Source organism: Pseudoalteromonas sp. SG44-8, from assembly GCF_014164125.1.
Lineage (GTDB): Bacteria > Pseudomonadota > Gammaproteobacteria > Enterobacterales > Alteromonadaceae > Pseudoalteromonas > Pseudoalteromonas rhizosphaerae.
Genome location: NZ_JACJEQ010000008.1, coordinates 1 through 25,419, shown reverse-complemented (window position 1 = coordinate 25,419; position 25,419 = coordinate 1). Strand labels below are relative to the sequence as shown.

General features: G+C 38.7%; 20 protein-coding genes. 12 read left to right on the top strand and 8 right to left on the bottom strand.

Annotated elements, in window-relative coordinates:
• The first annotated feature begins 103 nt into the window (after positions 1 to 103).
• The 3 genes from H5163_RS21290 to H5163_RS08680 all read left to right on the top strand — a co-directional run bounded on the left by H5163_RS21290 (position 104) and on the right by H5163_RS08680 (position 3,816).
• Entirely contained in the window at positions 104 to 322 is a 219-nt protein-coding gene (locus tag H5163_RS21290; protein ID WP_145240993.1) for a hypothetical protein, read from the top strand.
• A complete protein-coding gene (locus tag H5163_RS08685; protein ID WP_145240991.1) occupies positions 315 to 1,388 on the top strand; it encodes an AI-2E family transporter in 1,074 nt (357 codons plus the stop codon). Before H5163_RS21290 ends, H5163_RS08685 begins: the two co-directional genes overlap by 8 nt.
• A gap of 178 nt (positions 1,389 to 1,566) precedes the next feature.
• Positions 1,567 to 3,816 carry an aminotransferase class V-fold PLP-dependent enzyme gene (locus tag H5163_RS08680; RefSeq protein WP_182734933.1) on the top strand — a complete coding sequence of 750 codons (2,250 nt, stop codon included), beginning with the start codon at positions 1,567 to 1,569 and terminating at the stop codon, positions 3,814 to 3,816.
• A gap of 81 nt (positions 3,817 to 3,897) precedes the next feature.
• Here H5163_RS08680 and H5163_RS08675 read toward each other — a convergent pair whose 3' ends face one another.
• A complete protein-coding gene (locus H5163_RS08675) occupies positions 3,898 to 4,926 on the bottom strand; it encodes a LacI family DNA-binding transcriptional regulator (protein WP_145240987.1) in 1,029 nt (342 codons plus the stop codon).
• A 349-nt stretch (positions 4,927 to 5,275) separates the two neighbouring features.
• On the opposite strand from H5163_RS08675, the gene pgi reads away from it, so the two are divergent.
• From pgi to H5163_RS08655, 4 genes are all read left to right on the top strand, one after another.
• A complete protein-coding gene (gene pgi / locus H5163_RS08670) occupies positions 5,276 to 6,922 on the top strand; it encodes a glucose-6-phosphate isomerase (RefSeq protein WP_182734932.1) in 1,647 nt (548 codons plus the stop codon).
• A 301-nt stretch (positions 6,923 to 7,223) separates the two neighbouring features.
• Positions 7,224 to 8,696, top strand: coding sequence for a glucose-6-phosphate dehydrogenase (gene zwf / locus H5163_RS08665; RefSeq protein ID WP_145240983.1), 1,473 nt, complete (start codon positions 7,224 to 7,226; stop codon positions 8,694 to 8,696).
• A 2-nt stretch (positions 8,697 to 8,698) separates the two neighbouring features.
• On the top strand, positions 8,699 to 9,409 hold the full coding sequence (gene pgl, locus H5163_RS08660) for a 6-phosphogluconolactonase (RefSeq protein ID WP_145240981.1): 711 nt from the start codon (positions 8,699 to 8,701) through the stop codon (positions 9,407 to 9,409).
• 1,014 nt (positions 9,410 to 10,423) lie between these two features.
• A complete protein-coding gene (locus tag H5163_RS08655; RefSeq protein ID WP_182732318.1) occupies positions 10,424 to 13,075 on the top strand; it encodes a TonB-dependent receptor in 2,652 nt (883 codons plus the stop codon).
• 50 nt (positions 13,076 to 13,125) lie between these two features.
• On the opposite strand, the gene H5163_RS08650 is transcribed toward H5163_RS08655, so the two are convergent.
• Entirely contained in the window at positions 13,126 to 14,127 is a 1,002-nt protein-coding gene (locus H5163_RS08650) for a cupin-like domain-containing protein (RefSeq protein ID WP_145240977.1), read from the bottom strand.
• Between the two features lie 63 nt (positions 14,128 to 14,190).
• On the opposite strand from H5163_RS08650, the gene H5163_RS08645 reads away from it, so the two are divergent.
• From H5163_RS08645 to H5163_RS08635, 3 genes are all read left to right on the top strand, one after another.
• Positions 14,191 to 14,889 carry a SapC family protein gene (locus tag H5163_RS08645; RefSeq protein ID WP_182732320.1) on the top strand — a complete coding sequence of 233 codons (699 nt, stop codon included), beginning with the start codon at positions 14,191 to 14,193 and terminating at the stop codon, positions 14,887 to 14,889.
• Between the two features lie 360 nt (positions 14,890 to 15,249).
• Positions 15,250 to 15,954, top strand: a complete 705-nt coding sequence (locus H5163_RS08640) for a SapC family protein (protein WP_145240973.1) — start codon at positions 15,250 to 15,252, stop codon at positions 15,952 to 15,954.
• Positions 15,955 to 16,077: 123 nt separating this feature from the next.
• Complete coding sequence (locus H5163_RS08635; RefSeq protein WP_145240971.1) at positions 16,078 to 17,112, top strand: isoaspartyl peptidase/L-asparaginase family protein; 1,035 nt, start codon at positions 16,078 to 16,080, stop codon at positions 17,110 to 17,112.
• 32 nt (positions 17,113 to 17,144) lie between these two features.
• Here the strand turns inward: H5163_RS08635 and H5163_RS08630 are convergent, their stop codons facing one another.
• From H5163_RS08630 to dinG, 6 genes are read right to left on the bottom strand one after another with little or no spacing between them, the layout of a single operon-like run.
• Positions 17,145 to 17,312 carry a DUF2496 domain-containing protein gene (locus H5163_RS08630; protein ID WP_145240969.1) on the bottom strand — a complete coding sequence of 56 codons (168 nt, stop codon included), beginning with the start codon at positions 17,310 to 17,312 and terminating at the stop codon, positions 17,145 to 17,147.
• Complete coding sequence (locus H5163_RS08625) at positions 17,305 to 17,577, bottom strand: late competence development ComFB family protein (protein WP_145240967.1); 273 nt, start codon at positions 17,575 to 17,577, stop codon at positions 17,305 to 17,307. Before H5163_RS08625 ends, H5163_RS08630 begins: the two co-directional genes overlap by 8 nt.
• Before the next feature lie 38 nt (positions 17,578 to 17,615).
• On the bottom strand, positions 17,616 to 18,518 hold the full coding sequence (locus H5163_RS08620) for a histone deacetylase (RefSeq protein WP_182734931.1): 903 nt from the start codon (positions 18,516 to 18,518) through the stop codon (positions 17,616 to 17,618).
• A gap of 2 nt (positions 18,519 to 18,520) precedes the next feature.
• Positions 18,521 to 19,141 (bottom strand): primosomal replication protein, encoded by a 621-nt coding sequence (locus H5163_RS08615; RefSeq protein WP_182718407.1) that lies wholly within the window; start codon positions 19,139 to 19,141, stop codon positions 18,521 to 18,523.
• 1 nt (position 19,142) lies between these two features.
• A complete protein-coding gene (locus H5163_RS08610) occupies positions 19,143 to 19,919 on the bottom strand; it encodes a TSUP family transporter (protein ID WP_145240961.1) in 777 nt (258 codons plus the stop codon).
• Positions 19,919 to 21,994 (bottom strand): ATP-dependent DNA helicase DinG, encoded by a 2,076-nt coding sequence (dinG, locus tag H5163_RS08605; RefSeq protein ID WP_149982808.1) that lies wholly within the window; start codon positions 21,992 to 21,994, stop codon positions 19,919 to 19,921. Before dinG ends, H5163_RS08610 begins: the two co-directional genes overlap by 1 nt.
• A 60-nt stretch (positions 21,995 to 22,054) precedes the next feature.
• Here dinG and H5163_RS08600 point away from each other — a divergent pair, with 60 nt between their 5' ends.
• Positions 22,055 to 24,445, top strand: a complete 2,391-nt coding sequence (locus H5163_RS08600) for a DNA polymerase II (RefSeq protein ID WP_182734930.1) — start codon at positions 22,055 to 22,057, stop codon at positions 24,443 to 24,445.
• 279 nt (positions 24,446 to 24,724) lie between these two features.
• The coding region (locus H5163_RS08595) for a TonB-dependent siderophore receptor (RefSeq protein WP_182734929.1) at positions 24,725 to 25,419 on the top strand (695 nt) is incomplete at its 3' end.

Genomic DNA, 25,419 nt, shown 5'->3' with positions numbered 1-25,419 from the left:
ATAAACTATTGCGATGCGTGTTTTAAGAAAAAGTTACATTTGTTATTAACAACGCTGACAAAGACCGTATTATTATTCATTTTTATAGGGCAGATAATTGGTTATGCTAGAGCAAGACTTGCGCGGATTCAAATGTCCGCAGCAATTTATCCAGTTTAAGTTGACTTTACGCCAAGCTTTAGCAACTGCGCAACCGATAAAGTTTACATTATTAGTGGATCAACCAACTCAAGATATGGAGCGCTTTTTGCTAAAAAATCATTATCCGTACAAATTAGATCAACAACGTGGGTTGTTAATCGTGGAGCTAAATCGTGTTTGAATATGTAAAAATTTGGTACGAAAGGAAGTTTTCAGATCCACATTCAGTAACTCTATTGTTTTTATTACTCGCTTTAATGGCGATGTTTTATTTCTTTGGTGCACTTATTGTACCTGTTTTGATTGCTTTAGTGATTGCTTATCTGCTTGATTGGCCGGTTGCGCATTTAGAGCGTTTTGGCTTACACCGCTTTACTGCCACTATTATTGTGATGTTAATTTTTTCAGGGTTGATGCTGACCTTAGTGATCGGCATGGGTCCAATACTGTGGCAGCAAGCAAGTAATTTAGTGCAAGAAAGCCCGCACATGATAGAACAGGGAAAATCTTTTCTACTGCACTTGCCTGAGCAATACCCCAGTTTAATTAATGCAGAGCAAGTACAATCAGTGGTCAGCAGCGTTGAAGCCAAAGCAATTGAGTTTGGCCAAGTACTATTGTCGGTCTCGTTGACATCATTAAAAGATGTAGTGGCGTGGTTGATCTATCTTATTTTAGTACCATTACTGGTGTTCTTTATGCTCAAAGATAAGCTGGAGTTGATCAGAAGTGCAGAAAAACTCGTTCCAAAACAAAGACGCTTAATCCTGCAGGTATGGCACGAAATGAACCAACAAATCATGAATTATATTCGTGGTAAGGTGTTTGAAATTTTGATTGTAGGCTCAGTATCGTTTATCGCGTTCACTATTTTTGATTTACGTTATGCAGCGCTATTGGGCGTATTAGTGGGTTTATCAGTATTGATCCCTTTTGTGGGTGCGGCACTTGTTACCATACCGGTTGCGGCCGTGGCATTATTTCAATTTGGTTTAGAAACCCAGTTTTGGACCATACTGATCATCTACGGCATTATTCAAGCATTAGATGGTAATGTGCTGGTGCCGTTACTATTTTCTGAAGCGGTTGATCTGAACCCGGTATTTATTATTGTTGCGGTACTGTTTTTTGGTGGCTTATGGGGTTTTTGGGGCGTGTTTTTTGCAATTCCACTAGCGTCATTGGTAAAAGCCTTACTCAATGCTTGGTCAACGAAACAAGAAGAACAACTGATTGAGCATAGCTAACACGAACTTTGGTTAATTAGCTTTATACCTAAATCACCTGAAGATTTAGGTATTTTGGGTATAGTATCAAATGGTATAGAAAACGCACCTGAGAGACTAATTGATTCTTACGCGGCCCATTAATTTTATGTAGAATGGGTTATAAGATATATCTTTTAGTAATATGGTGCGTTTTTTAATGTCTGATTTAATATTACCTACTGACTCATCGTCACAAATTTACCTTGATGCAAACGCAACAACACCGGTGCTACCTTGTATTGCAGAGGTTGTTTCGCATACTATGCAAATCTGCTTTGGTAACCCTTCTTCTTCACACATTACCGGTATTCAAGCTAAACACTTATTAGAGCAAACACGTCAAAAAGCACGTGATGTGATAGGTGCACAGCAGGGGGATATTTTATTCACTTCTGGGGCTACCGAAGGAATTCAAACAGCTGTCGTGTCTACGCTCATAGCAGCTAAAGATCATGCTAAACCAAATCCAGTATTACTGTATGGCGCGACTGAACATAAAGCAGTACCTAATACATTAATACATTGGAATGCCGTATTGGGTATAAACGCAACCGTGCTTGCGATCCCGGTATCGAGTGATGGCCTTTTAGATTTAGATTTTATTGCTCAACACGCTGGTGATGCACTGATGATTTGTACCATGGCGGTTAACAATGAAACCGGTGTTTATCAAGATTTAAAAGCGATTGAAAAGGTAATACGAGCACATAACACGGAAGTTGCGTGGATGGTGGATTGCGTACAAGCGCTAGGGAAAACCGCATTGGCCCTTAGTGATACAACGATTGACTACGCGCCATTTTCAGGCCATAAACTTTACGCGCCGAAAGGTATAGGCGTGTTGTATATTCGTCAAGGCAGTGCTTATACGCCATTTATTGCCGGTGGTGGTCAAGAAAGTGGCATGCGCTCCGGTACTGAAAACCTGCCAGGTATAGCAGGTCTTAACAAACTGTTTTGTTTATTGCTGGATAAAACAAACGATACGTTTAAATCAATCGATGTGTTAAACGGCTATCGTGAACAATTACATCAGGCTTTAGTAGATACCTTTGGTAATATAACCTTTAATCATACTTTTGCATTGTCAGTACCAACAACGTTAAATTTTGCTGTTGATGAACTCAGTAGTAAAGAAGTGATGGATTTGTTCGATGCGGCAGGTATTCGTATCAGTGGTGGCTCAGCCTGTAGCTCAGGCGCAAATCGTAGTTTTGTGTTAGATGCCATGGGCGTGAGTGATTGGCGTAGTGAAAATGCAATACGTTTATCATTTGGACCGGCGACAACACAGGCTGAAATAACCACTGCCTGTGCGCGTATTCGTTCACTTAAACCAATATTACAAGCTAATTGTTTGGTGGTTTCAGATTCGTCATCACCACAGCAAGAAGCGTGTGCATTAGGGTTAACACAATTTAGACATCAAGGTGCGTGTTGTTGGTTGTATGTCAGTCAAGATAAACAAGCAGTGATCATTGACCCAATTATTGAGCTTATCCCGCGGCTTGAAAAAATAGTACACACACAAAATTTAACGGTAGCAGCCATTTTAGACACACATGCCCATCAAGAGCGATGCTGTGCGACTACATTGTTGGCTCAGGCCTTAAAATTCAGTTTGCAAGACGAGCATGAATTGGGGTGGCCAGTGCAGCAAACGAGTATTGCATTACCTGAATGCACCATTGAGCGCTTAGCAACACCCGGGCACAGCCAAGATAGTGTTAGTTATTTATTGCGGTGTAACAACTCTCAACAAGTGCTATTTTGCTTTTGCGGTGATTTGCTGCTGCCTGCTGGGCTTGGTAATACTGCAATTGACGGTGGGGATGCGTTAGCTATGGCACACTCATTACGTCAACTATCAACATGCTTAGCAGAGTCGACAGTTATTTGTTCTGGTCATGACTACCAGCAATGTTTTGCTATTAATTGGCAAGTTCAACAGCAGCAAACGCCGTTATTGCATGCATTATTGAACAATGAACTAAGTGATATTGAATTTGCTAACAACAAGCAGCGCAGCGATGAAGATAATTTATGTAAATTTGCAACTTTGTGTGGTTATGCTGACAGTTTAAAATACAGTAGAGCTTACGAACTGAACGCCGTGCAAGCAAAAGATATGTTAACTGAAAGCGATGTATATTTAATTGATACCCGTGAACCATATGAACATGGGGCAAACAATATTCCTCAGTTATTTGCAGTTAGCCCCGCGCGAGTGATGAATATTCCGCTAAGTAGAATGGCAAATGCATTAGTGGACAGGCAATTGAGCCCACAGGGTAAGTATATTTTACTTTGTCGCAGTGGTAATCGTTCAAAACAAGCGGCAACTAACTTATCTCAGCTTGGCTTTACTGACGTGTATAATCTCAGCGGTGGAATGGCACTGTTATAATAACAGGGCAGAAGACTGGCAATTGACAGATAATAAATAAGGCGCTTATAGCGCCTTATTTATTATCAGTGAAGGCTGTAGCTACTGTTTAGGCCCTGAACTTTCACGGATCACAATTGATGGTGTAAATGATGTGATGATGTCTTTATCTTGGTTACGAGCACCGCGAGTTTTGGTAAATAATAACCGTGCTGCATGTTGAGAGATAACATCGTTTGCTTGATGAGCGGTAGTTAACTTTGGCCATGTCTGACGGGAGAAAGGAGAATCCTCAAAGCCAGTAATAGATAACTGTTCAGGAATGGCAATACCCATTAAGCGTGACGCAAATAGAGCGCCAGCGGCCATTTCATCATTGCCACCTAATATAGCGGTTATAGCCAAGGTGTTATTCTCTGCTAACAAATGCTTTGCACCTTCAACACCCGACTCAAACGAATATTTACCATCGTAAATAAAGCGTTTATCAAATTCTTTATGATGATCTGCCAGCGCTGCTTTATAACCTTCAAGGCGTTCAGACGTCGATTTATGTTCTTTATCGCCACAGATAAAGCCAATATTTTCATGTCCATGAGTTAAAAGGTGAGTGGTGATCTCATACGCGGCTTTATAATCGTTAACATAAATACAGGTGTCTTGATCATCATCTGATGGTCGCCCAGATAACACCCTAACGTAATGAATATTTAACTCATCGAGTAAATTGGTGATGCTACTTTGCTCTGATAATGGCGGTGTAAGCACAAGCCCAGCTAAGCGAGAGCGCTTTATCATGGTGATAAATTCATCTTTCATGTTTGCATCTGTATAAGTGCATGGATGGATCACCAATTCATAGCCTTCGTCTTTACAGCGAGAAAGCACACCATTTTGCATATCAATCACATAATACGCATTAGGATTGTCATAAACTAAGCCTACCGTAAATGATGACGTACCAGCTAGGTTTCGTGCTGCAAGATTTGGCTGATAGTTCAGCTCTTTTACAGCATCCATGACTGTATCGTAAGTTTTTTTACGAACAGATGGTTCTTTATTTATTACCCGTGAAACCGTTTTCATCGAAACCCCGGCGAGCCTCGCTACATCATTTATAGTTACTTTCATAGAGTTACTTTTAGGTTATTGTTTTAGTGTTGTCATGGTCCTGATAAGAATACACCTAAGTAGACTTAACAAACGTGTTATTCATTATTTCTTCATCAAGACCAGTTAGTGTATCTAATGTTCAGTAAAATTAGCAGTAAAATAATTGAGATAATTTTTATGATACCGGTGTCAAATGAGTAAAAGTGCGTTATTATCTCGATTGTAAAATATAAAAGTAGCTTGTTGACAGCGTTGTCATTCTAACTTATCGTTAATTTTCTTTGTAAGTTAATACGCTATCAGTTCACTTTATTAATATAAAGATAGTTATAAATCAGTTTGTTGCAAGTTTAAGGGGATGTTAAAAATGAGTTGTCGTTCACAGTTAGCTAGTTGGCAAGCATTAAAAATAAGTGCAAATAAGATGAAGGAAGTTCATCTTAAAGATTTATTTGCCAATGACAGCACGCGATTCGAGCAATTTTCGACTCAGATCCCAGGTGTTTTATTTGATTATTCAAAACAATTGATTGATAACAGTGTGATGACACAGTTACTGTCTTTAGCACAAGAGTGCGATATCGCTAACTGGCGAGATAAAATGTTCAGCGGTGAAAAAATTAATATCACCGAAGATAGAGCCGTGCTTCATACTGCACTTCGTAACCGTAGTGCATCATCATTAGTTGTAGATGGCGAGAATGTAAGTTCGGTGGTTAACGCTGAATTACAAAAAATTAAGTTGTTCGTTGAAAAAGTACGTAGCGGGAAATGGTTAGGTTATACCGGTAAAGCCGTGAAAGATGTTGTGAGCATTGGTGTTGGTGGTTCAAACTTAGGCCCACAAATGGCCACGGAAGCACTAAAAAGCTATGCAGATGACTCATTAAAAGTACATTACGTTTCAAATGTTGATGGCGTACAAATTGCGTCAGTATTGAAAGACATCGATCCTGAAACAACTTTGTTTGTGATTTCGTCAAAAACCTTTACTACATCTGAAACCATGACCAATGCAAAAACCGCCGTTGCATGGTTTTTAGAGTCAGCCGATGACAAGCAAGCTATTGCTAAGCACTTTGTAGCAGTGAGCACTAATTTAGAAAAAACGGCAGCGTTTGGTATTGCTGATGAAAACGTATTCACAATGTGGGATTGGGTAGGTGGTCGCTTTTCATTATGGAGTGCGATAGGCTTACCAATTGCATTGTATTTAGGCTTTGATGCATTTGAAGCGATTCTTGAAGGCGCTTTTGAAGTTGATGAACACTTTAAAACGGCCGAATTTGCAGAAAATGTACCATTGTTAATGGCTTTGTTGAGCGTATGGAATACCAGCTTTTTAGGTTTCGACTCACAGGTTATTTTACCTTACGATCAAGCATTACACATGTTGCCAGCTTATTTGCAGCAAGGTGAAATGGAAAGTAATGGTAAGCACGTTAATTTTGCGGGTAATACCGTACCGTATACTACAGTGCCAATTATTTGGGGTATGACCGGCATTAATGGTCAACATGCTTTTTATCAGTGTTTGCACCAAGGCAATGTGATTGTACCGGCTGATTTTATTGCCTCTATTAAACCTCAGGTTAATATTGGTCAGCATCACGATATTTTATTATCGAACTTTTTTGCACAAACAGAAGCGATGATGATGGGGGTTGATGCAGAGCAAGTTCGCGCTGATTTAACCGCAAAAGGTAAATCAGAGGCTGAAATAGCCGCGCTAATTGATCATAAAATCCACCGTGGTAACCGTCCTACAACATCAATGCTGTTAGATACGGTTGATGCAAAAACGGTGGGTCGCTTAATTGCCTTATATGAGCATAAAATTTTCTGCCAAGGCATCATTTTAGAGATCTGTTCTTTCGATCAATGGGGTGTTGAACTTGGTAAAGGCTTAGCCTCAAAAATTGAAGCTGAGTTACTGGATGATAATATAAACCATCCACATGATAGTTCGACAAATGGCTTAATGAGCTATTATAAACAACGTCGAGAGCAGTAAAAAATTCGCACAGCACAATCAATTGTGCTGTGCAACCAAATACCTTTGAACGGGTAGCGCTGGAGTTCTTAGGGCCTGTATATTTGTGAGAGGATATACAGAGCCCCTAAGACTCATTTAATTACCAGTTTGAAATGAATACAGCTGAACCAATATTCAGCGATAAAACAAGCGAATTCAACAGGCTTTTTCTCGAGTACGATGCCAAAAAGCTGACATCAACTAAACAACAAGAATGTATGCCCGCACTATCAATAGTGGATAGTCGACAACGGGGCATAGCAAACGTAGAGAGTAAATTATGCTAAATCCTTTTGATATTGTAATTTTTGGGGGCGGTGGTGATCTTGCATTACGCAAATTATTACCTGCAATGTATCGCGCATATCAAGAAGGCAACCTTCCACAAGGTTCGCGTATTTTACCGACGGTTCGTGAAGAAAGTAAACGTGCGGAATACATAGAAACAGCTCATCAAGCACTAAAAGAATTTTTAGGTAAAGGTGAGTTTAATGCCAAAGATTGGAAAGCTTTTTCAGCGTGCTTGGTGCCAGTAGTCACGAATGTAACCGAAGCAGACGATGATTGGGATAAATTAAAAACAATACTAGATGAGCACGATGCAGACAAATCTCGGGTGTTCTATTTATCACTTCCACCTGCGGTATATGGTAGCTGCTGTGAAATACTGTCTAGCAAAGGTCTGATCACTGCTACATCACGTGTCGTTGTTGAAAAACCAATTGGTTATTGCGGTAATTCAGCAGAAGAGATCAATGCAAAAATTGCTGAATACTTTAGCGAAGAGCAAATCTTCCGTATTGATCATTACTTAGGTAAAGAAACGGTACAAAACTTAATGGCACTGCGTTTTTCAAATTCATTATTTGAAAATATGTGGGATGCTAAATCAATCGATAATATTCAAATCAGTTTATCTGAAACTGTTGGCCTTGAAAGCCGTGCTGGTTTTTATGATAAAGCCGGCGCTTTACGTGACATGGTGCAAAACCATTTATTACAATTGTTATGTTTAGTCGCGATGGAATCACCAAATAAACTTAATGCAAACAGCATCCGCACCGAAAAGCTGAAAGTATTAGAATCATTACGCCCACTTGTTGCAACGGATGTAGATGACAACATCATTCGTGGTCAATATGTACCCGGTGATTTGGATGGCAAAATTGTCCCAGGTTACTTAGAAGAGTTAAATGAAGGTTCAAGTAAAACAGAAACATTTGTTGCTATTCGTGCTCATATTGATAACTGGCGTTGGGCGGGCGTGCCATTTTACCTTCGTACAGGTAAACGTATGGCAAAACGTTGTGCCGAAATTGTCGTTGAATACAAAAAAGTATCACACAATGTTTACGGTGATAATGTTGGCAATATTGAACCAAACCGTTTGGTTATCCGCCTTCAGCCTGAAGAGACAATTCAATTAACCTTGATGTCAAAGCGTCTTGATAATTTAGAGATGCAATTAGAGCCGGTAACCATGAACATTGAACTATCGCAAGCTTATAGCAATGGTTTCCATTCAGATGCTTACAAGCGCTTGATGTTAGATGCGGCTGCAAATAATCCATCCCTGTTTATTCACCGTGATGAAGTACGTCAAGCTTGGAAATGGATTGACCCAATTATCGAGCGCTGGCAAGAAAAAGGTAAGCCTGCTTTATACCGTGCTGGTAGCTGGGGGCCTGATGATGCTGATGAACTATTAGCTGAAAATAACCATGTTTGGTTTAACACTGGCGATAAGGCATAACAATGGCAACCATCGTAGAGAAATTTTTTGATTCAAAAGATGCATTAACCGCTGAGTTATCTACAACACTTGAACAAAGTTTAGTCAGCGGTATTGAAGCTGATGGCCGTGCCGTACTGATGGTATCAGGTGGTTCATCACCTGCACCCGCTTATAAGCACTTATCTAATCTAGCATTAGATTGGGCAAAGATAGATGTTGCTATGGTTGATGAACGTTGGGTTGATGTAGCACATGAAAAAAGTAATGAAGCGTTTATTAAGAGCACGTTATTACAAAATCATGGCGCGGCAGCTAACTTCATTACTATGAAAAATAATGCCGAGACTGCGCAACAGGGTAGTGCAGAATGTGAAGCTGCGTACCAACAACTGAAACGTCCATTTGATGTTACTATATTAGGCATGGGACCGGATGGTCATACCGCTTCATTATTTCCACATGCGGGCGGTTTACAGCAAGGGCTTGAAACATCACAATTGGTATGTGCAATTAATGCTATTGAAAGTGAAGTAACAGGGAATATTACCGAACGTATGACGTTAACTTTAGCAGCGATTGCGCAGTCTAAAGTGGTTAAGTTACTGATCAGTGGAGAAGAAAAGCTTGCTGTATATAAAGCAGCAAAAGCCGGTGGAGATGAAAACGACATGCCACTACGTGCAGTTTTAAATCACCCAACAATAAATATTGAAGTTTATTGGGCTCCGTAACGACCCCAATCGACCCAAACTTTAAAATGCAGGCTATAAAGCCTGCATTTTTGTTTCTCTTCTAAATTTATCTGTATCGCACTTGCAAGATCTTTATTATTTTCGCTTATTTATTTTTATCGAAAACAACAGTTATACAATCGTGTTAAGTTACTGACCATTTATAGCTTCGCTAGAATGGTTAAATATTTAAGTCGATTGTTATTATATAACGCCCGGCAATTATTAAGTTTGGAGCGTAATGTGATCTATCTGTAAGTGACTTATCTTCACTAAATAACAAGCCTCACAAATAGTGTGAGTTAACTAGTTGTTTGTTGAAATGTGGCTACTTATGCCTACTTTATTAAAAACATGAGCATCTTAGTGGTTTAAAAAACTTCACTAACTACATTAAAAATTATCCATATAGAACAATTATATGAGTAATTTTCACGGTTCCTATAGCTCTCTAAAATTTTCAATGAAAAGGGTAGGCTATGGGGGAAAATAAAGGTAGACATTAATAGCGTAACTCTTTAAAATACAAAATGACAACGCTGTCATTGATATTGATAACTATTAATAAATTCCCCTTGATAAATTATTTGCCCTAATTTTTCTGCAATATTAATGTGAAAAGATGTGTTTTTGTTCATCCAGCTAAAGTTATATCTTTATCAGCAAATAAGCGAAATGTCATTTCTGTATAGTTGAAGTGGAACGTTTTTTTTACACTAAGACTTATCTAAAATCATAAAATTACCTAAAACAGTGCATTTGGTTTTCTCTTTTTGAACTTAACCATGCTATATTCCCGCCGTAAAACTGTAACAATTTATAAACTCTATTTTTTTAATCTATTAATATTCAATTGGTTAGTATTTTTATAGCTATTTTTTTGCACAAAACGGCTAAAAAGATGTAGCACAAATGTAATTTAGAGTGTATGGTTTGTTACTAGATGACAACGCTGTCATCATCACTGGGCAGAAGTGATAAATAAAACCAACAAAATGATTCAAGGGGAATCCTGTGTTAGCTAAAAATTTTAAAAAAAGCTTATTAGCAGTAAATATCGGTCTTGTAATGAGTGCCGGATTCACTGGTGCTGCATTCGCAGCTGATGAAGTAAAAGTTCAAGAAGACGTAGAAGTCATTGAGGTACGTGGTATTCGCGCTTCAGCTAAAGCTGATATTAACAATAAGCGTTTTGCAAATGCTGTTGTCGACTCCATTACTGCAGAAGATATTGGTAAATTCCCAGATAAAAACGTTGCTGAATCACTTTCACGTATTACAGGTGTTGGTGTTAGCCGTGAGTTTGGTGAAGGTGAAAAAATTACTGTTCGTGGTTCAGATCCGACTAAAAACCGTACTTTATTAAATGGTCAAAACGTAGGTACAGCAGATTGGTTTATACTTGACAACCCATCTCGTAGTTTCAACTTCACTATGCTACCTTCTTCACTTGTAAGTAGCCTTGAAGTATACAAATCACCAGAAGCCCGCTTAGATGAAGGTTCAATTGGTGGTACTGTTATTTTAAGAACTCGTAAACCACTCGATTTAGATTCTGGCACTACTCATATCACGTTACAGAGCCAGTACTCAGAATCATCAGAAGAACATGATCCATTAGTTGAAGGCTTTTATTCTTGGAAAAACGAAGACGAAAAGTTTGGTATTTTGATCTCAGGTTCAAAATCTGACCGTACAGTTCGTCGTGAAGGTTTTGAAGTACTAGGTTGGGATGCAAATTCAGCAGACGGTACTTATACTCCACGTACTATGGGCGTTCCTGTTTTCCGTCAAGATCGTGAAAGAACAACTTTCTTCAGTTCAATTCAGTTTGCACCTTCTGATGATTTTAGCGCAACATTAAACATCTTAGATTCGAAAATGGATGTTAATAACACTAACTCTAATTTCTTACTTATGAATCCTGGCGCAGGGGCTGACTTAACATACGTAGGCAGTAATGCAGTAAAAGGCACTGGTGGTACCGATGTTCGCTGGAACCACATCAACCGTATTTCAAAAACAGATACAAACTCAATTCACCTAGATGTTGACTTTGCAACTGATTCTTTCTCTATGAATGTTGAGTTAGGTACTACTGCAGCTGAAGGTGGTACTTTAAATGAAACATCATGGGAATATGGTGGACAAGGTGACTATAACTTCGATCTAACAGGCTCTACACCTACAGTAAATGCTGGGGTTGATGGTACTGATCCTTCTAAATTTAATGGTGGTTGGATTTGGGGTGGAAATAAACCAACAACTGATGATGAGTCATATGGACAAGTAGACTTTGATGTTCCTGTAGAGTTAGGTGCATTCACAGCTGTTAAATTTGGTGTGAAATATCGCGATCAAAAACGTACACAAGACAGAAATGCATATAGCTGGCATTGGGGTGTTGCAACTGATGGTACAAGCCCTAATTACATGGCCCAGATTTTGTCTTCGCAATGTGATACCTTAGCTAAATGTGATCTTGCGGTAGGTACTGATAGCGTTGGTGCCGATGTTGTTAACGGTGATATCACTCAACAATTAACCCATAACAGCGCTCAAATGATAGAACTTGGCTTAGGTCCAAATGCATCTTATGCTGTACATAAAAATTTAGGCGAGATCTTTGAGGTAGTTGAAAAGAAAACATCTTATTATGTACAAGGTGATTTTTCTGGCGATGATTACCGCGGTAATATCGGTATTCGTGTAGCGAGAACAGATCAAGACTCTTCAGGTTACTTATACTCTTCAGACTCCTTTAGTCTATTAACAGTTAAAAATCCAGGTGAAAATGCAGATTTAGCACCTGCGACACTAGAATGGGTTACTGAATCTCGCAGCTATACAGAGATTTTACCTAACTTTAACTTGTCATATGACTTAGCCGAAGACCAAATTGTCCGCCTTTCTGCTGCTAGAACAATGGCTCGTCCTAACTTCTTTGATATATCACCAATTACAGCGCCTGGTGATTTAGGTGAAACCAACCCTACAGCACAAGCCGGTAATCCTAATCTAGCTCCACAAATAGCAAATCAGTTTGATGCCGCTTGGGAGTTCTATTTTGATGATGCGTCATTATTCGCTGTAACTTTATTCTATAAAGATATTGAAAGTTATCAAACTACAGCTACATCTTCACAAGATTTTTATGATCAGCAAACTTCTAGCTGGGTTACAGCAACAGTTTCTCGTCCTGCAAATGGTGAAGGTGGTACTACAACAGGTTTAGAAGCATCACTTCAGTATGATTTAGGTAATGGTTTTGGTGTGTCTGCTAACTATACATACACAGATGCAAATAATGATGGCGAACGTGATGTAGCAAATCCTGGTTCAGGTTTAGTTATGGGCGCATCAGAAAATATGTTAAACGCTTCTGCATTTTATGAAAATGATATGTTTTCTGTTCGTGCAATGTATAACTATCGTACTAAATGGTACAAAGGACTTCATTCATCAGGTACAGAATTGTGGAATGATGACTACGGTCAGTTAGATTTTAGTACTACTTATAATGTAACTGAAAATATTTCGGTTGTATTAGAAGCTATAAACTTAACTGATGAAAAAGTTGTTGAGTTCAACACTAGTGAAGATCGTGTACTATCTATCTACCAAAATGGTCGTAGATTCGTACTAGGTGCAAACTTCCGATTCTAATTGAACAGAGTGTAAAAAAATGCCGCTGTATAGCGGCATTTTTATTTTTACTATTTCATTCTTTCTTTTAATGCACTTGCAACTGACTTTAGACTTTCATGAGAGTTTGAAAGAATACCGTGATATTCATTACTTTTATTTTTAAATTCATCTGTTTTCTCAAATACATAATGAGAAAAAATAGCTTGCCAAGCAAGTCTCTGTGATTCAGGCAAATTACGAAGTGTTAATATACTATGTAATAAACTATCTGTTGCCTCTAATCCTAAATCCGATTTTGTAGATGTCGGATCCCACCAATAATTTACTAGTATATTAACAGGATCAATGGCTTTTACATTATGCCACCAAAGTGGAGGTATATAGAGAGCTTCACCGATCTCTAAACTTGCAGTTAACACTTTCTCCTTTGTGGCTTTAAACTTTGGATACTTTTCAAAATCAGGGTTTTCAAAATCCACTAAGCTGATTGCAGGGCCAGCCACAGTTCTATCAATGGGTGCTACGTAAAGATTTTTTATTTCATTTGCGGGTAACAAATAAAAAGTTCTTTTACCACAGAGGTTTAGGGCTATATTATGTTCAGTGTCATAATGTCCAGGAACCGTAGCAGCATTGCCTAGCCAGATACGAGGAGGAACGTTAGCTAAAAATTTAGGTGCAGAGTTCTTAATACAAAAATCAGGTAAACATTCATTTATTAGTGCACTTTGCACTGCAATAGTATCTGAACCTTGATTATTAAAATTAATTATTAATTTTTTAAGTACAGAAATAAGTGGTGCATTGTGTTTTTCGAAAGTGTAATTTTTAAATTTATTATCAGTATAACCAATTAGGCCTTTATACTTCTTGTCAATAATTAAAGTATCCACTAATTCAGTAGATGCTTGAGTAACAAGGCTTCTAAGAAGTGCTAAAGGTGATTGTTTTGCAAGTGTAACACTTGGCCAATTAGAAAATAAATCTGTTATTATAATTGGCTCATTTAAATTGCACAAAAATTCTTGTATATTTTTTATGTTATTAATACTTAATCTATCTATTTGCATACTTTAAATTACCTCTTATACGTGCTATTTTTAAGTAAATAATAATATATTAATAGGTGTTTAATGTCAGATAAATTTGAAGTTTTTAACGTGGAAAAACACAAAGGGCAGTATGTAAAAGTTGATGCTAATTTTTCACATATAAAGGATCAGCATGTTGTTCCTATCACCCCTATTGAAATTGCAAAAGTAGCACTCAATTTTCCTGTATGCTTTATGAAATCAAGCGATGAGAACCCATTTAAAATGGTTGCTATTTTAGGGCTTGAATCGGGTCGAAATGTTTTTTACAACGATGGTCATTTCAATGCAATGTACGTGCCTCAACATGTTAAAAAACACCCATTCACGCTAGCTAAAACCCCAGAAGGTCAAGTTTTTCTTGCTGTTGAAACCGCTGCATTAAATACAGAAAAAAATGGTGAAGCACTATTTGACAATGTAGGAGAACCTTCTGACTATTTGATTTATAAGCAAGTTGAACTAAAAGAACTTGCTCGACAAGAGGAGTTATCAACACAGTTCACTAGTCGACTGGTAGAACTTGGGCTACTCACTGAATGTTCTTTTAAATTTGATTTAGGTGATGGTCAAAAAAAGCAAATTTCAGGCCTTTATTCTGTTGATAGGGATTTATTAAAATCTCTAGATGATGAGTCTTTATTATCTTTGCAAAAACAAGGGATGCTAGAGGCGATATATTCACACCTTGTTTCACTTGGTCAATTTCAACGTGTTATAGATTTATCTGCAAATACTTAATATAACGAAAAATTAAAATTAAAATTAAAATTAACAGTAATTTTATTTTTTATGAATAAAATATAATAGATTTAAGAAAAAGCTATACAGAGAGCAGTATTAAGGAATTTAGCTAATAGTACTCAACGTCAACTAATTAATTCATAGCTTTTTTAAAAATGGTTATTACCAGCCATATACTTTTTAGGAAGCTATAAAACAACGATAAACTTTTTATCTGTATGCAACTGTTTGAGAGGCTTATTTTACTTGGTAACATGCAAATTGACACAAAATTTTCACTTCCATTTTTGTAGCAAAACCTTTAGCCTTAGGGTACTAACAGCAAAAATATAAACTTATTAATAACGGAGCAGTAACATGGCGGAGCAACAAGTACAGCCTTTACACAATGAAAAGCATGCCAACACTAAAATTCAAAACGGCATCAATGTAGAATTTTTAAAAACTCAACACTTAGTGCCTGTCGTTGCACATGAGTTCGCGCGTGTAGCAAATGAGTTTCCAATGTCTTTCGTAAAAAATAACGAGACTGGTCAATTTCAAGCTGTAGCTATGTTTGGTTTAGAGCCTGGCGAAAACCTTTTTGTAAAAGACGGTAAGTGGACTGCAGCGTTTGCTCCTATGGCAACAACACGCTACCCACTGGGTCTAGTTAAACACCCACAAGAAGATCAATACGGTATTGTGATTGACGAAGCAAGCCCATTAGTGGGTGAAACTGAAGGAAATGCATTATTTGAAAACGGTGAAGAGACAGATTACTTAAAACGTCGTAAAGAAGCACTTGTATCATTTATTGAGTTTTCTCATGTAACTGAAGCATTCACAAAATATCTTGCTGATAAAGAGCTTTTAGTAGCGCAAACACTAACAGTTGATATTAAAGGCGAGAAAAAAGACATCAATGGTATTTATCTTATTGATGAGAAAAAGCTTAACGAGTTAAGCGACGAAGACTTTTTAGAGCTTCGTAAGCGTGGTTATTTAGCGCCTATTTTCTCTTTCTTAACGTCTACGCATCAAGTAGCACGTTTAGCTCGTTTGAAAGCGCAACAAGCGTAATTTAAACGAAATATTAAAAAGCGCCTTTGGGCGCTTTTTTTATGTCTTTTATCTGGTTAGGGTTGTAATTTAGCGCCAATTTATTCACATTGGTTATACTTATTTCCAACACAAGCTACCTGTATGAACAAGTCACTTTTTAGCGCTTTAGTTAGTGCGTGCTGTATAACGTTTAGCCCATTAGCCATAAGCGCTAGTACACCTTTGGCTATAGCTATTCACGGTGGGGCGGGCACGATTGAAAAAAGCCGTTTTACTCCAGAGCAAGAAAAAGCTTATCGCTCTAAACTCAAAGAGGCGGTAGAAACTGGCTATAAAGTACTTGAGCAAGGTGGCGAAAGCCTAGATGCAGTAACCGCTGCAATCAATGTATTAGAAAACTCGCCATACTTTAATGCCGGTCGAGGTGCGGTATATACCTATGACGGCGGCCATGAATTAGATGCGTCAATTATGGATGGTCGTGATCGTCAAGCGGGCGCTGTTGCGGGTGTTAAACATATTGAAAACCCGATTAATTTAGCGCGCTTGGTGATGGAAGAATCGGTTCATGTGATGCTCAGTGGTCAAGGTGCTGAAGAGTTTGCCAAAGAGCAGGGCGTTCCATTGGTCGAAAATAACTTATTTGATACGGATAACCGTTATAAAGCGTTATTAAAAGCAAAAGAAAAACTAGATAAAGCCAAAGCTACCAGTAAAGATTATCAAGCTGCGCATCAGGCGTTACCCGTCAATTATAAAATGGGCACTGTGGGTGCTGTTGCACTTGATAAAAATGGTAACTTGGCGGCAGGTACTTCAACGGGTGGGATGACTGCAAAGCGTTTTGGTCGCATTGGTGATGCCCCTGTAATTGGTGCAGGTACATTTGCTGAAAATGCGTCATGTGCGGTATCTGCCACTGGCCACGGCGAGTATTTCATTCGTTATAACGTCGCGGCTGATATTTGCGCACGAGTTAAATATCAAAGTAAGACTATTACACAAGCGGGTGATGAAGTGATTAATAGTGTGCTAAAGCCCATTGGTGGTACTGGAGGAGTGATCATCGTTGATGGTAAAGGTAATATCAGTTTACCGTTTAATACTAGTGGTATGTATCGGGCCAGTAAATCGAATACGCAAGCGACCTACGTGGCAATTTTTAAAGACGAATAATACGATTATGCAAATGTACTACAGCCAGAAAATTATGCTGGCTGTATGTTAGTATTGAGGCGCTTTTTTTCATAATCGCTTTTGATTATTTCAAGTGCTTTGAGCACATCATCAGCGGCAACTTCATGTTGTTCAAGCAGCATTATTAAGTCTACGGCTAATTTTACGTGTGTAGGTGCTTGGGTTAACTCTTTACTCATGTCCGCCCTTTTTTTTCGCTATTTGGCTGATTGCTACATCAATGGCAATATTTACTCGTTCCTCCATATGGATCCGTTCGACCTGTGGTAAGTAAAACTCCATATCCACATCATAACGAATGTATCGGGCAGGTAGTTGGTTTAATACAGTACAGCAAAAATCAGCCATTACGTCTTCATTATAATGCTTTTCAAGTTGTCGTTTAATGATTTCTTCAATCATAATTTTTTCATAGTAATTGTGTATGTCGTCATGTAATCGCACTGTGTTATCTACCTTGGTAGTATTAAGCTGTTTTTAGTTTATACCAAGTGCGGGTATAAATCGACAATCGCTTGAAAAAGCAGCTTATGAACCTCAACTAACTTTTGTGTATCTCGCTGATAACCGCCACCGAGCGCGCACATTAAAGGAATTGAGTGCTGTTTGCAGGTTGCTAAAACCAGCGAATCGCGTTGATATACACCCTCTAAACTAACATCAAAATAGCCTAATTCGTCTTGGCTACAAATATCAGCTCCGGCGTTATATAAAATAATATCAGGCTGATGAAGACGGATACAAAAATCCAAGGCATTAGCGACTGTTTTTAAATATTCATTATCGCTGCAGCCAGTGTTGAGTGAGAAATCATAATCAGAATGCTGCTTTAAACGTGGAAAGTTTTGCTGACAATGAATCGAACAGCTAATCACTCCATCAAGAGAGCCACAAATTTCTGCTGTGCCATCACCTTGGTGTACATCACAATCAAAAATCAGCACCTTTGATGCTTGCTCAGTGTTAATGAGATGAGCGGCGGCAACCGCGAGGTCGTTGAAAATACAAAAACCACTGCCGTAAGCATTATAAGCATGATGATATCCGCCGCTGAGATTTACCGCCAGCTGCGTTTTTAAAGCGTATTCAGAGGCTTGAATACTTGCACCAACAGAAAATAAAGTGCGCTCTACCAGTTGATTTGACCATGGGAAACCCATTTTCTTTATTTCTTTGTCAGTTAACTGCCCGCTAATAAAGCGTTCAACATACTCATGGCTGTGGCAAAGCTGGAGCTGTTCATTAGTCGCTTTATTTGGGTTAATAAAGTCAGTAAAACCAAGCTCTGCAATTTCTTGTTTTAGCAGTTTATATTTAGCGATTGGAAAACGATGGCGTAAAGGCAGTTCAAGCGCAGAGTATAGTGGATGATAAAAAACAGTCATAGCTAGCGTAATTGTTGTTTTTCAACTATTTGAATTTTTTCTTCGGTGGCAGATATTGCCTTACGGCAGCGACCAAGGCGGCCATGAAGAGCAAGGATCTCTAAATTAATGGCTTTTGCTTTTACAGGACCCACATTTTGCATTCTTAGCTTACATTCTTCAACCATTAGCACTAAGCGACGCTCGAACTCATGATTTTGTTTGAGTTCGTCATATAGCTCATGGGCGGGTTGCATAATTTGTTTTACAGCTTGTTGGTAAGGTGCCGATTTATTATAGGTTTTACTACGGGGTTTGTAAGTGCTTTTGTTTTCTTTTTCCCAAATAGGGGTTGATTTAATGACGTTAAATACGGCTTGCACCTGATTACCGATACGCTCTAAAGCATAATTATGAGCATGGCGACGCTCCAGTGGTGGAAGGCTATTAACTTCATCTTCAATTTCTAACACATAATCAACTAACTTCATGCTTTTAGTAGTAAACACACCTCGGTCAAATAAACTGGGTTGTGCCTGCATATAGCGGTTTTTAGCAAATAACTTGGCTTTATCAAATTGCTCAGCATGCTGCTTTAAGGTTGCAACTTGTTGGCAAAGCTTATCAAAAGAAGCTGTTCGCATTTTATAAATAAGCCTCGTAAATTAGTTTTAACGCTAAAATTATCACCACAGTATTAAAAACAGGACGAATAAACTTACTGCCAAACCGAATTGCTGAATGAGCTCCAAGCCAGGCTCCAAACATCAAAAAGAAGCCCATTGTGATGCCGAGTAAAAAGTTAACATGACCAAGCGCTACAAAAGTGATCAGTGATACAAAATTTGACACAAAATTCATTGAACGGGCTAAACCACAGTTTAGCAGTAAACTCATTTTGTAGAGTAAACTATTTGATGCAGTCCAAAAAGTCCCGGTCCCAGGGCCTGCCAAGCCATCAAAAAAGCCTAAGCTTAAGCCTTGTAGCCATTGTTTTATTTTAGTTGTTTTGTTCAATGGTGGTAATTGATCATGTTCTACCGTACTTAAACTGCCAAATAAGCTATAGCAGGCTACCATAATGATAACAATAGGCAGTAGTTTGTTTAAAAATTCAATACTCAGGTAGTCAACAATAAGGGTACCAAGTAAAGCGCCAATGGCGGTTGCTATAATTGACGCTGCCCAGAATCGAGGATTAAATAATTGCTTACGGAAGTAAGTAACACTTGCTGTGAGTGAGCCAAAGCTAGCGGCTAATTTGTTAGTGCCAAGTGTTAAATGGGGCGGCAATCCTGCTGTTAAAAGTGCTGGCACGGTTAACATGCCACCACCACCGGCTATTGCGTCTATAAAGCCTGCGGCAAGTGCCACTGCGCAAAGAAGTGCCCAGGTTGTTGGGTCTAGTGCAAGTTCAAACATTAATAATCTATTTGTCTTTTAAAGGGTGGTAATGTGTCAAGCATGGCTTTGCCATATCGCTTGGTCACTAATCGGCGATCTAGGATTGTAATGCGCCCTTGATCGTTCTCTTTACGCAGCAGTCTACCACAGCTTTGCACTAATTTCTTAGCCGCATCAGGCACCGTGATAGATAAAAACGGATTACCCCCTTTACTTTGTACAAACTCTGCTTGTGCCTCTTCAATGGGGGAGGTGGGTACCGCGAATGGAATTTTAGTGATCACTAAGTTCTCAAGGTATTTACCCGGTAAGTCGAGTCCTTCGGATAAGCTTTGTGTGCCAAATAAAATACTGCCTTTACCCGCATCTATATTCTTTGTATGTTGCTTTAACAGTGCTTCACGCGACATTTCACCTTGTACTAAAATGTCGAGGTTTTTAGCGCGCAAGGCTTTTACTACATGATCCATTTGCCAGTAAGACGCAAACAACACTAAATTAGCATGTTGTGTATTTAAGTGATCCGGCAATACTTTGGCCAGATGATCACTAAATTCTTTATCGGTCGGCTCGATGTGTGATGTTGGTATGTGCAAAGTGGCTTGATTAGGATAATCAAACGGAGAAGGTACTTTTAAGTATTTTACACCTTCTTCTTTAGTAAGACCGCTTTCGTAAGCAAAATGATCGAATGAACCAAGTGCAGTCAGGGTCGCTGAGCATAAAACCGCACCGGCACATTGTCGCCACAGTTTATCTTTTAAATAGTAGCCAACTTCAATAGGGCAATCGCTGAGTAGATGGTCGTGATGGTTTTTGTATTCTAAACGCTTTATCCAACGTGCATGTGGTGTGCCTTCACCCTTGGTGGCGTAGCTATACCAAAGTTTGTTTAGTTGCTCTAAACGATTAATGTAATGACCGCTTTCGCCTAAAATAGGATCGGCAACATAGGGTTTGATATCACCATCACTGACATCTTGTACTAAGGTATCGTGCATTTTATTTAAGCAGCGCAGAGCATCGAGGGTCGCCTCGCTGATATCTTTGGCTTTAGCGTGTAACGATTCAGGTATTTCACCATGTTCAAATCGGTATGTATCGTCTTTCGAATAGTTAAAATCGGCATTATCCAAAATATCGCGAACAACTTTTAAGTCTTTATTGGCATCATTAATACTGTCACAGAGCTTAAAATTTTGCCCAATGGCTTTTTGACCTACTAATACTTTGGCCATTTTGCCACTAAATTTAGTGAGTTTATCAAGCCAATCAATGGTGCCTTTAATCGTCGCTGCGGCAGATGAAAAGTCACGCGTAATATGAGCAAGATGATGAGCTTCATCAATAACGTAAATACTATTATCTGGCTCGGGCAAAATTTTCCCGCCACCTAAATCAAGATCAGCTAATAATAATGAATGGTTAATCACTAATACATCCATTTGCATCAAGCGTTGACGAGCAAGTTGAAAAGGGCAGGTTTGATGTGCTTTCATTTGTCTTTGACAAGCATGTTTATCGCAAGCAATTAATCCCCAAACGCGATCAGGGATAGTATCTGCCCAGCTGTCTCGATCGCCTTGCCACTTTTTATTGGTGTAAGCATCATAGAGTTGCTGCAAACATTTAGTTTCCATCGCACTTAATGGCGAAGTAAGGGTGGGCATAAAGTCCATTTGTGTTTGATTGTCACCATTAACCGCATTATGTAGCTTGTGTGCACATAGGTAGCGCTGGCGGCCTTTGACTAAATCAAACTTGAAATCAAGGCCTGAATGTTTTTTAAAAAAGGGGAGTTCTTTACTTATTAATTGCTCTTGCAGAGCTACTGTTGCAGTAGAAATAATTAACTTCTTTTTTTGTGCAAGCGCCAGCGGTAATGCACCTAAACAATAAGCCAGCGATTTACCCGTACCTGTACCAGCTTCAATAACGCAGATCCGCTGTTTTTTGTGGTATTCGCCAGCCAGTGTTTTTGCAATTTCTGCTACTAAGTAATTTTGGCTACTACGAGGGCGATAATCACTGAGGTTATCGGCCACATGCTTGTGAATTTTTCTTATCGTTGTTTTTAATGCATCAGAAAGCATGGGTTAATAACCTAAAGTATGTATATAATCACAGTGCTGTATATTAATTGGGATCGAACATTGACACAAGCAATCTATCAAGGCTTTATACTTTCTAGGCAACAATATTCTGCTGATAAGTATAGCCGCCATAGCGGGATCACACTGTGCTATTGGCTAAGCTCTGATCACGGTCCAATAAAAGTGTTAGTGCCAAATCAACAAGCGGTATTTTTTATTTTAATAAAACAACGTGCTTTAGCTGCTCAGTTGTTATCAAAGCACAATATCAATGTCGAATTTAAAGACGTTGCGATTAAACACTTTAGTGGCGAACAATGCATCGCTTGCTATTTTTCAAGCTCACAAGCGTTATATCAAGCAAGGCAGCTTTTAGAAAACCAACCCCTAGAAAACCAGATCACAGTATATGAAGGTGATGTACGCCACAGCGATCGCTTTTTAATGGAGCGTTTTATTCGAGGTGGGGTGTGGGTGACAGGCGACGTTACTCAACAAGCTGGCTTTATCCAAATCGACAATGCCCAGTTAAAAGCAGCTGATTCGTATAAACCACGTTTTAAAACGCTGTCATTGGATATTGAGTGCAGTGGTGAAGGCGTGTTGTTTTCAGTTGGTTTAGTAGGTGAGGGGATTGATTGCGTTATTATGGTTGGCGAGCCACAACAGAGTGAACAGACTATTCATTGGTGCCATGATGAAATTGATTTGCTGACTCAATTACAACAGCTGGTACAACAAGCAGATCCTGACATTATTATTGGTTGGAACGTCATTGAATTTGATTTTAATGTACTTAATCGACGCGCGGATGCCCTTGGCGTTAAATTATTATTGGGTCGAGGTAATGGTCAATTACAGATCAGAGAAGGACATTTTACCCGTTTAACTCTGCCTGGGCGCTGTGTTATCGATGGCATAGATACGCTAAAAAATGCTACTTATCATTTTGATAGTTTCTCACTGGCTAATGTGAGCCATAAAATACTAGGCGAGAAAAAGTTAATCCAAAGCGATAACCGCTTGAGTGAAATTATTCGTCAATATAATGAAGATAAGCTCTCGCTAGCGGCGTATAATCGTCAAGATTGTGTGTTAGTTAATCGTATCTTTGCAAAGTTAAAACTCATTGAATTTGCTATTGTTCGCACGCAGTTAACAGGATTAGAGTTAGAACGAATGGGTGGCTCAGTGGCTGCTTTTACTAACTTATATTTACCGTTATTGCATCGAAGCGGTTATGTTGCACCGAATCTAGGCGATCATGGCTTATCGTTTGAAAGCCCTGGCGGTTTTGTGATGGAGTCAATTCCTGGGCTTTATAAAAATGTTATCGTGTTGGATTTTAAAAGCTTGTATCCATCGATTATGCAAACGTTTTGTATTGATCCGCTTGGGTTAATTCGCGGCTTAGAGGAGCCTGATAACGCGATTGCAGGTTTTAAAGACGCTTTTTTTTCTCGCACTGAGCATCACCTTCCTAATTTAATAAAAAAGTTAGCCTCATCAAGGCAACATGCAAAAAACACTGCTCAGCCCATGCTATCGCAAGCTATAAAAATCATCATGAACAGTTTATATGGGGTGTTAGGTTCAAAGGGGTGTCGTTTTTACGATCCACGCTTATCAAGCTCTATTACTTTGCGTGGTCATGAAATAATGCAAACTAGCAGACTGTGGATCGAAGAGCTTGGTTATACTGTTATTTATGGTGACACCGATTCAACATTTGTGAGCCTACCAGATGAACTTGATTCAGATAACTGCAAAGAAATTGGCAAGCAATTAGCGAATACTATTAATGAAAAATGGCAGCAAACAATAAAACAGCGCTTTGCGACACAAAGTTATTTAGAAATAGAATTCGAAACACTTTATAGCCCATTCTTTATGCCGACTATCCGTGGCAAAACCACCGGCTCAAAAAAACGTTATGTTGGCCAGGTACAATGCGAAGATAAAAAAGAGCTAATTTTCAAAGGCATGGAAACCGTGCGAAGTGACTGGACAGAATTAGCGCATGAATTTCAAACCAAACTGTTTGAAACTTTATTCAGCGACAGTTTTACTGTTGAAATGTTAACACCGATTATTGAAAGTTACATTACGCGTTTGTATGCTGGGGAATTTGACGACAAACTCGTATACAGAAAAAAACTCGGCCAACACTTGGCTGATTATCAAAAAAACATCCCTCCTCAAGTCCAAGCTGTCAAAAAATACCAAGCAACTCACCCTGAGTTTGTCATTAATAAAGGCCAAATTGTTGAATATGTGTACACCCATATTGGTGCAGAGCTCTATGCAAACATGCAGCAAACCCAGACAAGTCAAAAATATGACTATGCAATTTATTTAGAAAAACAACTCAAACCAATCGCACAAATGATCCTGCTTCCCTTGAATAAAGATTTTAACTCGTCTAATAAAATACAATTACAACTCCTTTAGATAGTTCCAAATATGGGTATTATTGAGCTGTTTTTGTTGCTAAAAAGTATACATAGGAAAGTGTTTTAAATATCACTGTTGCTATTTTAGTCGTTTTAGTACCTTTTTTCAGTATGTTATCGATTTTACCCCACATTTAAATTAAATTAATGTGAACAAATGTTGGCATCTTGGTTTTTTTTGTTTACTATCATTGTGCAGTTGCAACATTAAGTGTTGCGATAGTTTACAAAAACTAAATAAAAATAACCCACAATATAGTGGTCCAGGGAGAATCAAATGTTAAATAATAAAGTTTCAAAGGCAGTTCGCTTAGCGATCGCTTTTGGTGCAGCATCAACAGCTGCATTTTCAGCAACTTCATTCGCAGCAGAAGAAGAAGGTGTTGATAAAGTAGAACGTATCCAAGTTACTGGTTCTCGTATTAAACGAACCGATTTAGAAAGTGCTAGTCCTGTACTTGTACTAGACCGTTCAGATATTGCTGCAAGTGGCCAGATCAGTATCGGTAATATCTTACAGCAAATCCCTGCCGCAGGTGCTGCATTGAATACTGCATTTAATAATGGCGGTAACGGTGCCACTAACATGGATTTGCGTAACCTAGGTGCACAGCGTCTATTGGTTTTAGTGAATGGCAAACGTTGGATATCATCTTTAGGTTCAACAGTTGATTTAAATACCATTCCAGCAGCATCAATTGAACGTGTTGAAGTTGTTAAAGATGGCGCATCAGCAATTTACGGTTCAGATGCGATAGCCGGTGTTGTGAACATCATCACACGTAAAGATTTTGAAGGTGCAGAGCTTTCAGTTTATGGTGGTGAAAACTTAAAATATAATGATGGCCGTCAATATTCAGCTGATTTAACAATTGGTACCACCTCTGATAAAGGTGGCTTAATGATGAACCTTAGCCACGTTACTCAAGCTGAAATTTGGGCTGGTGATCGTGATATCTCATCAATGGGTAA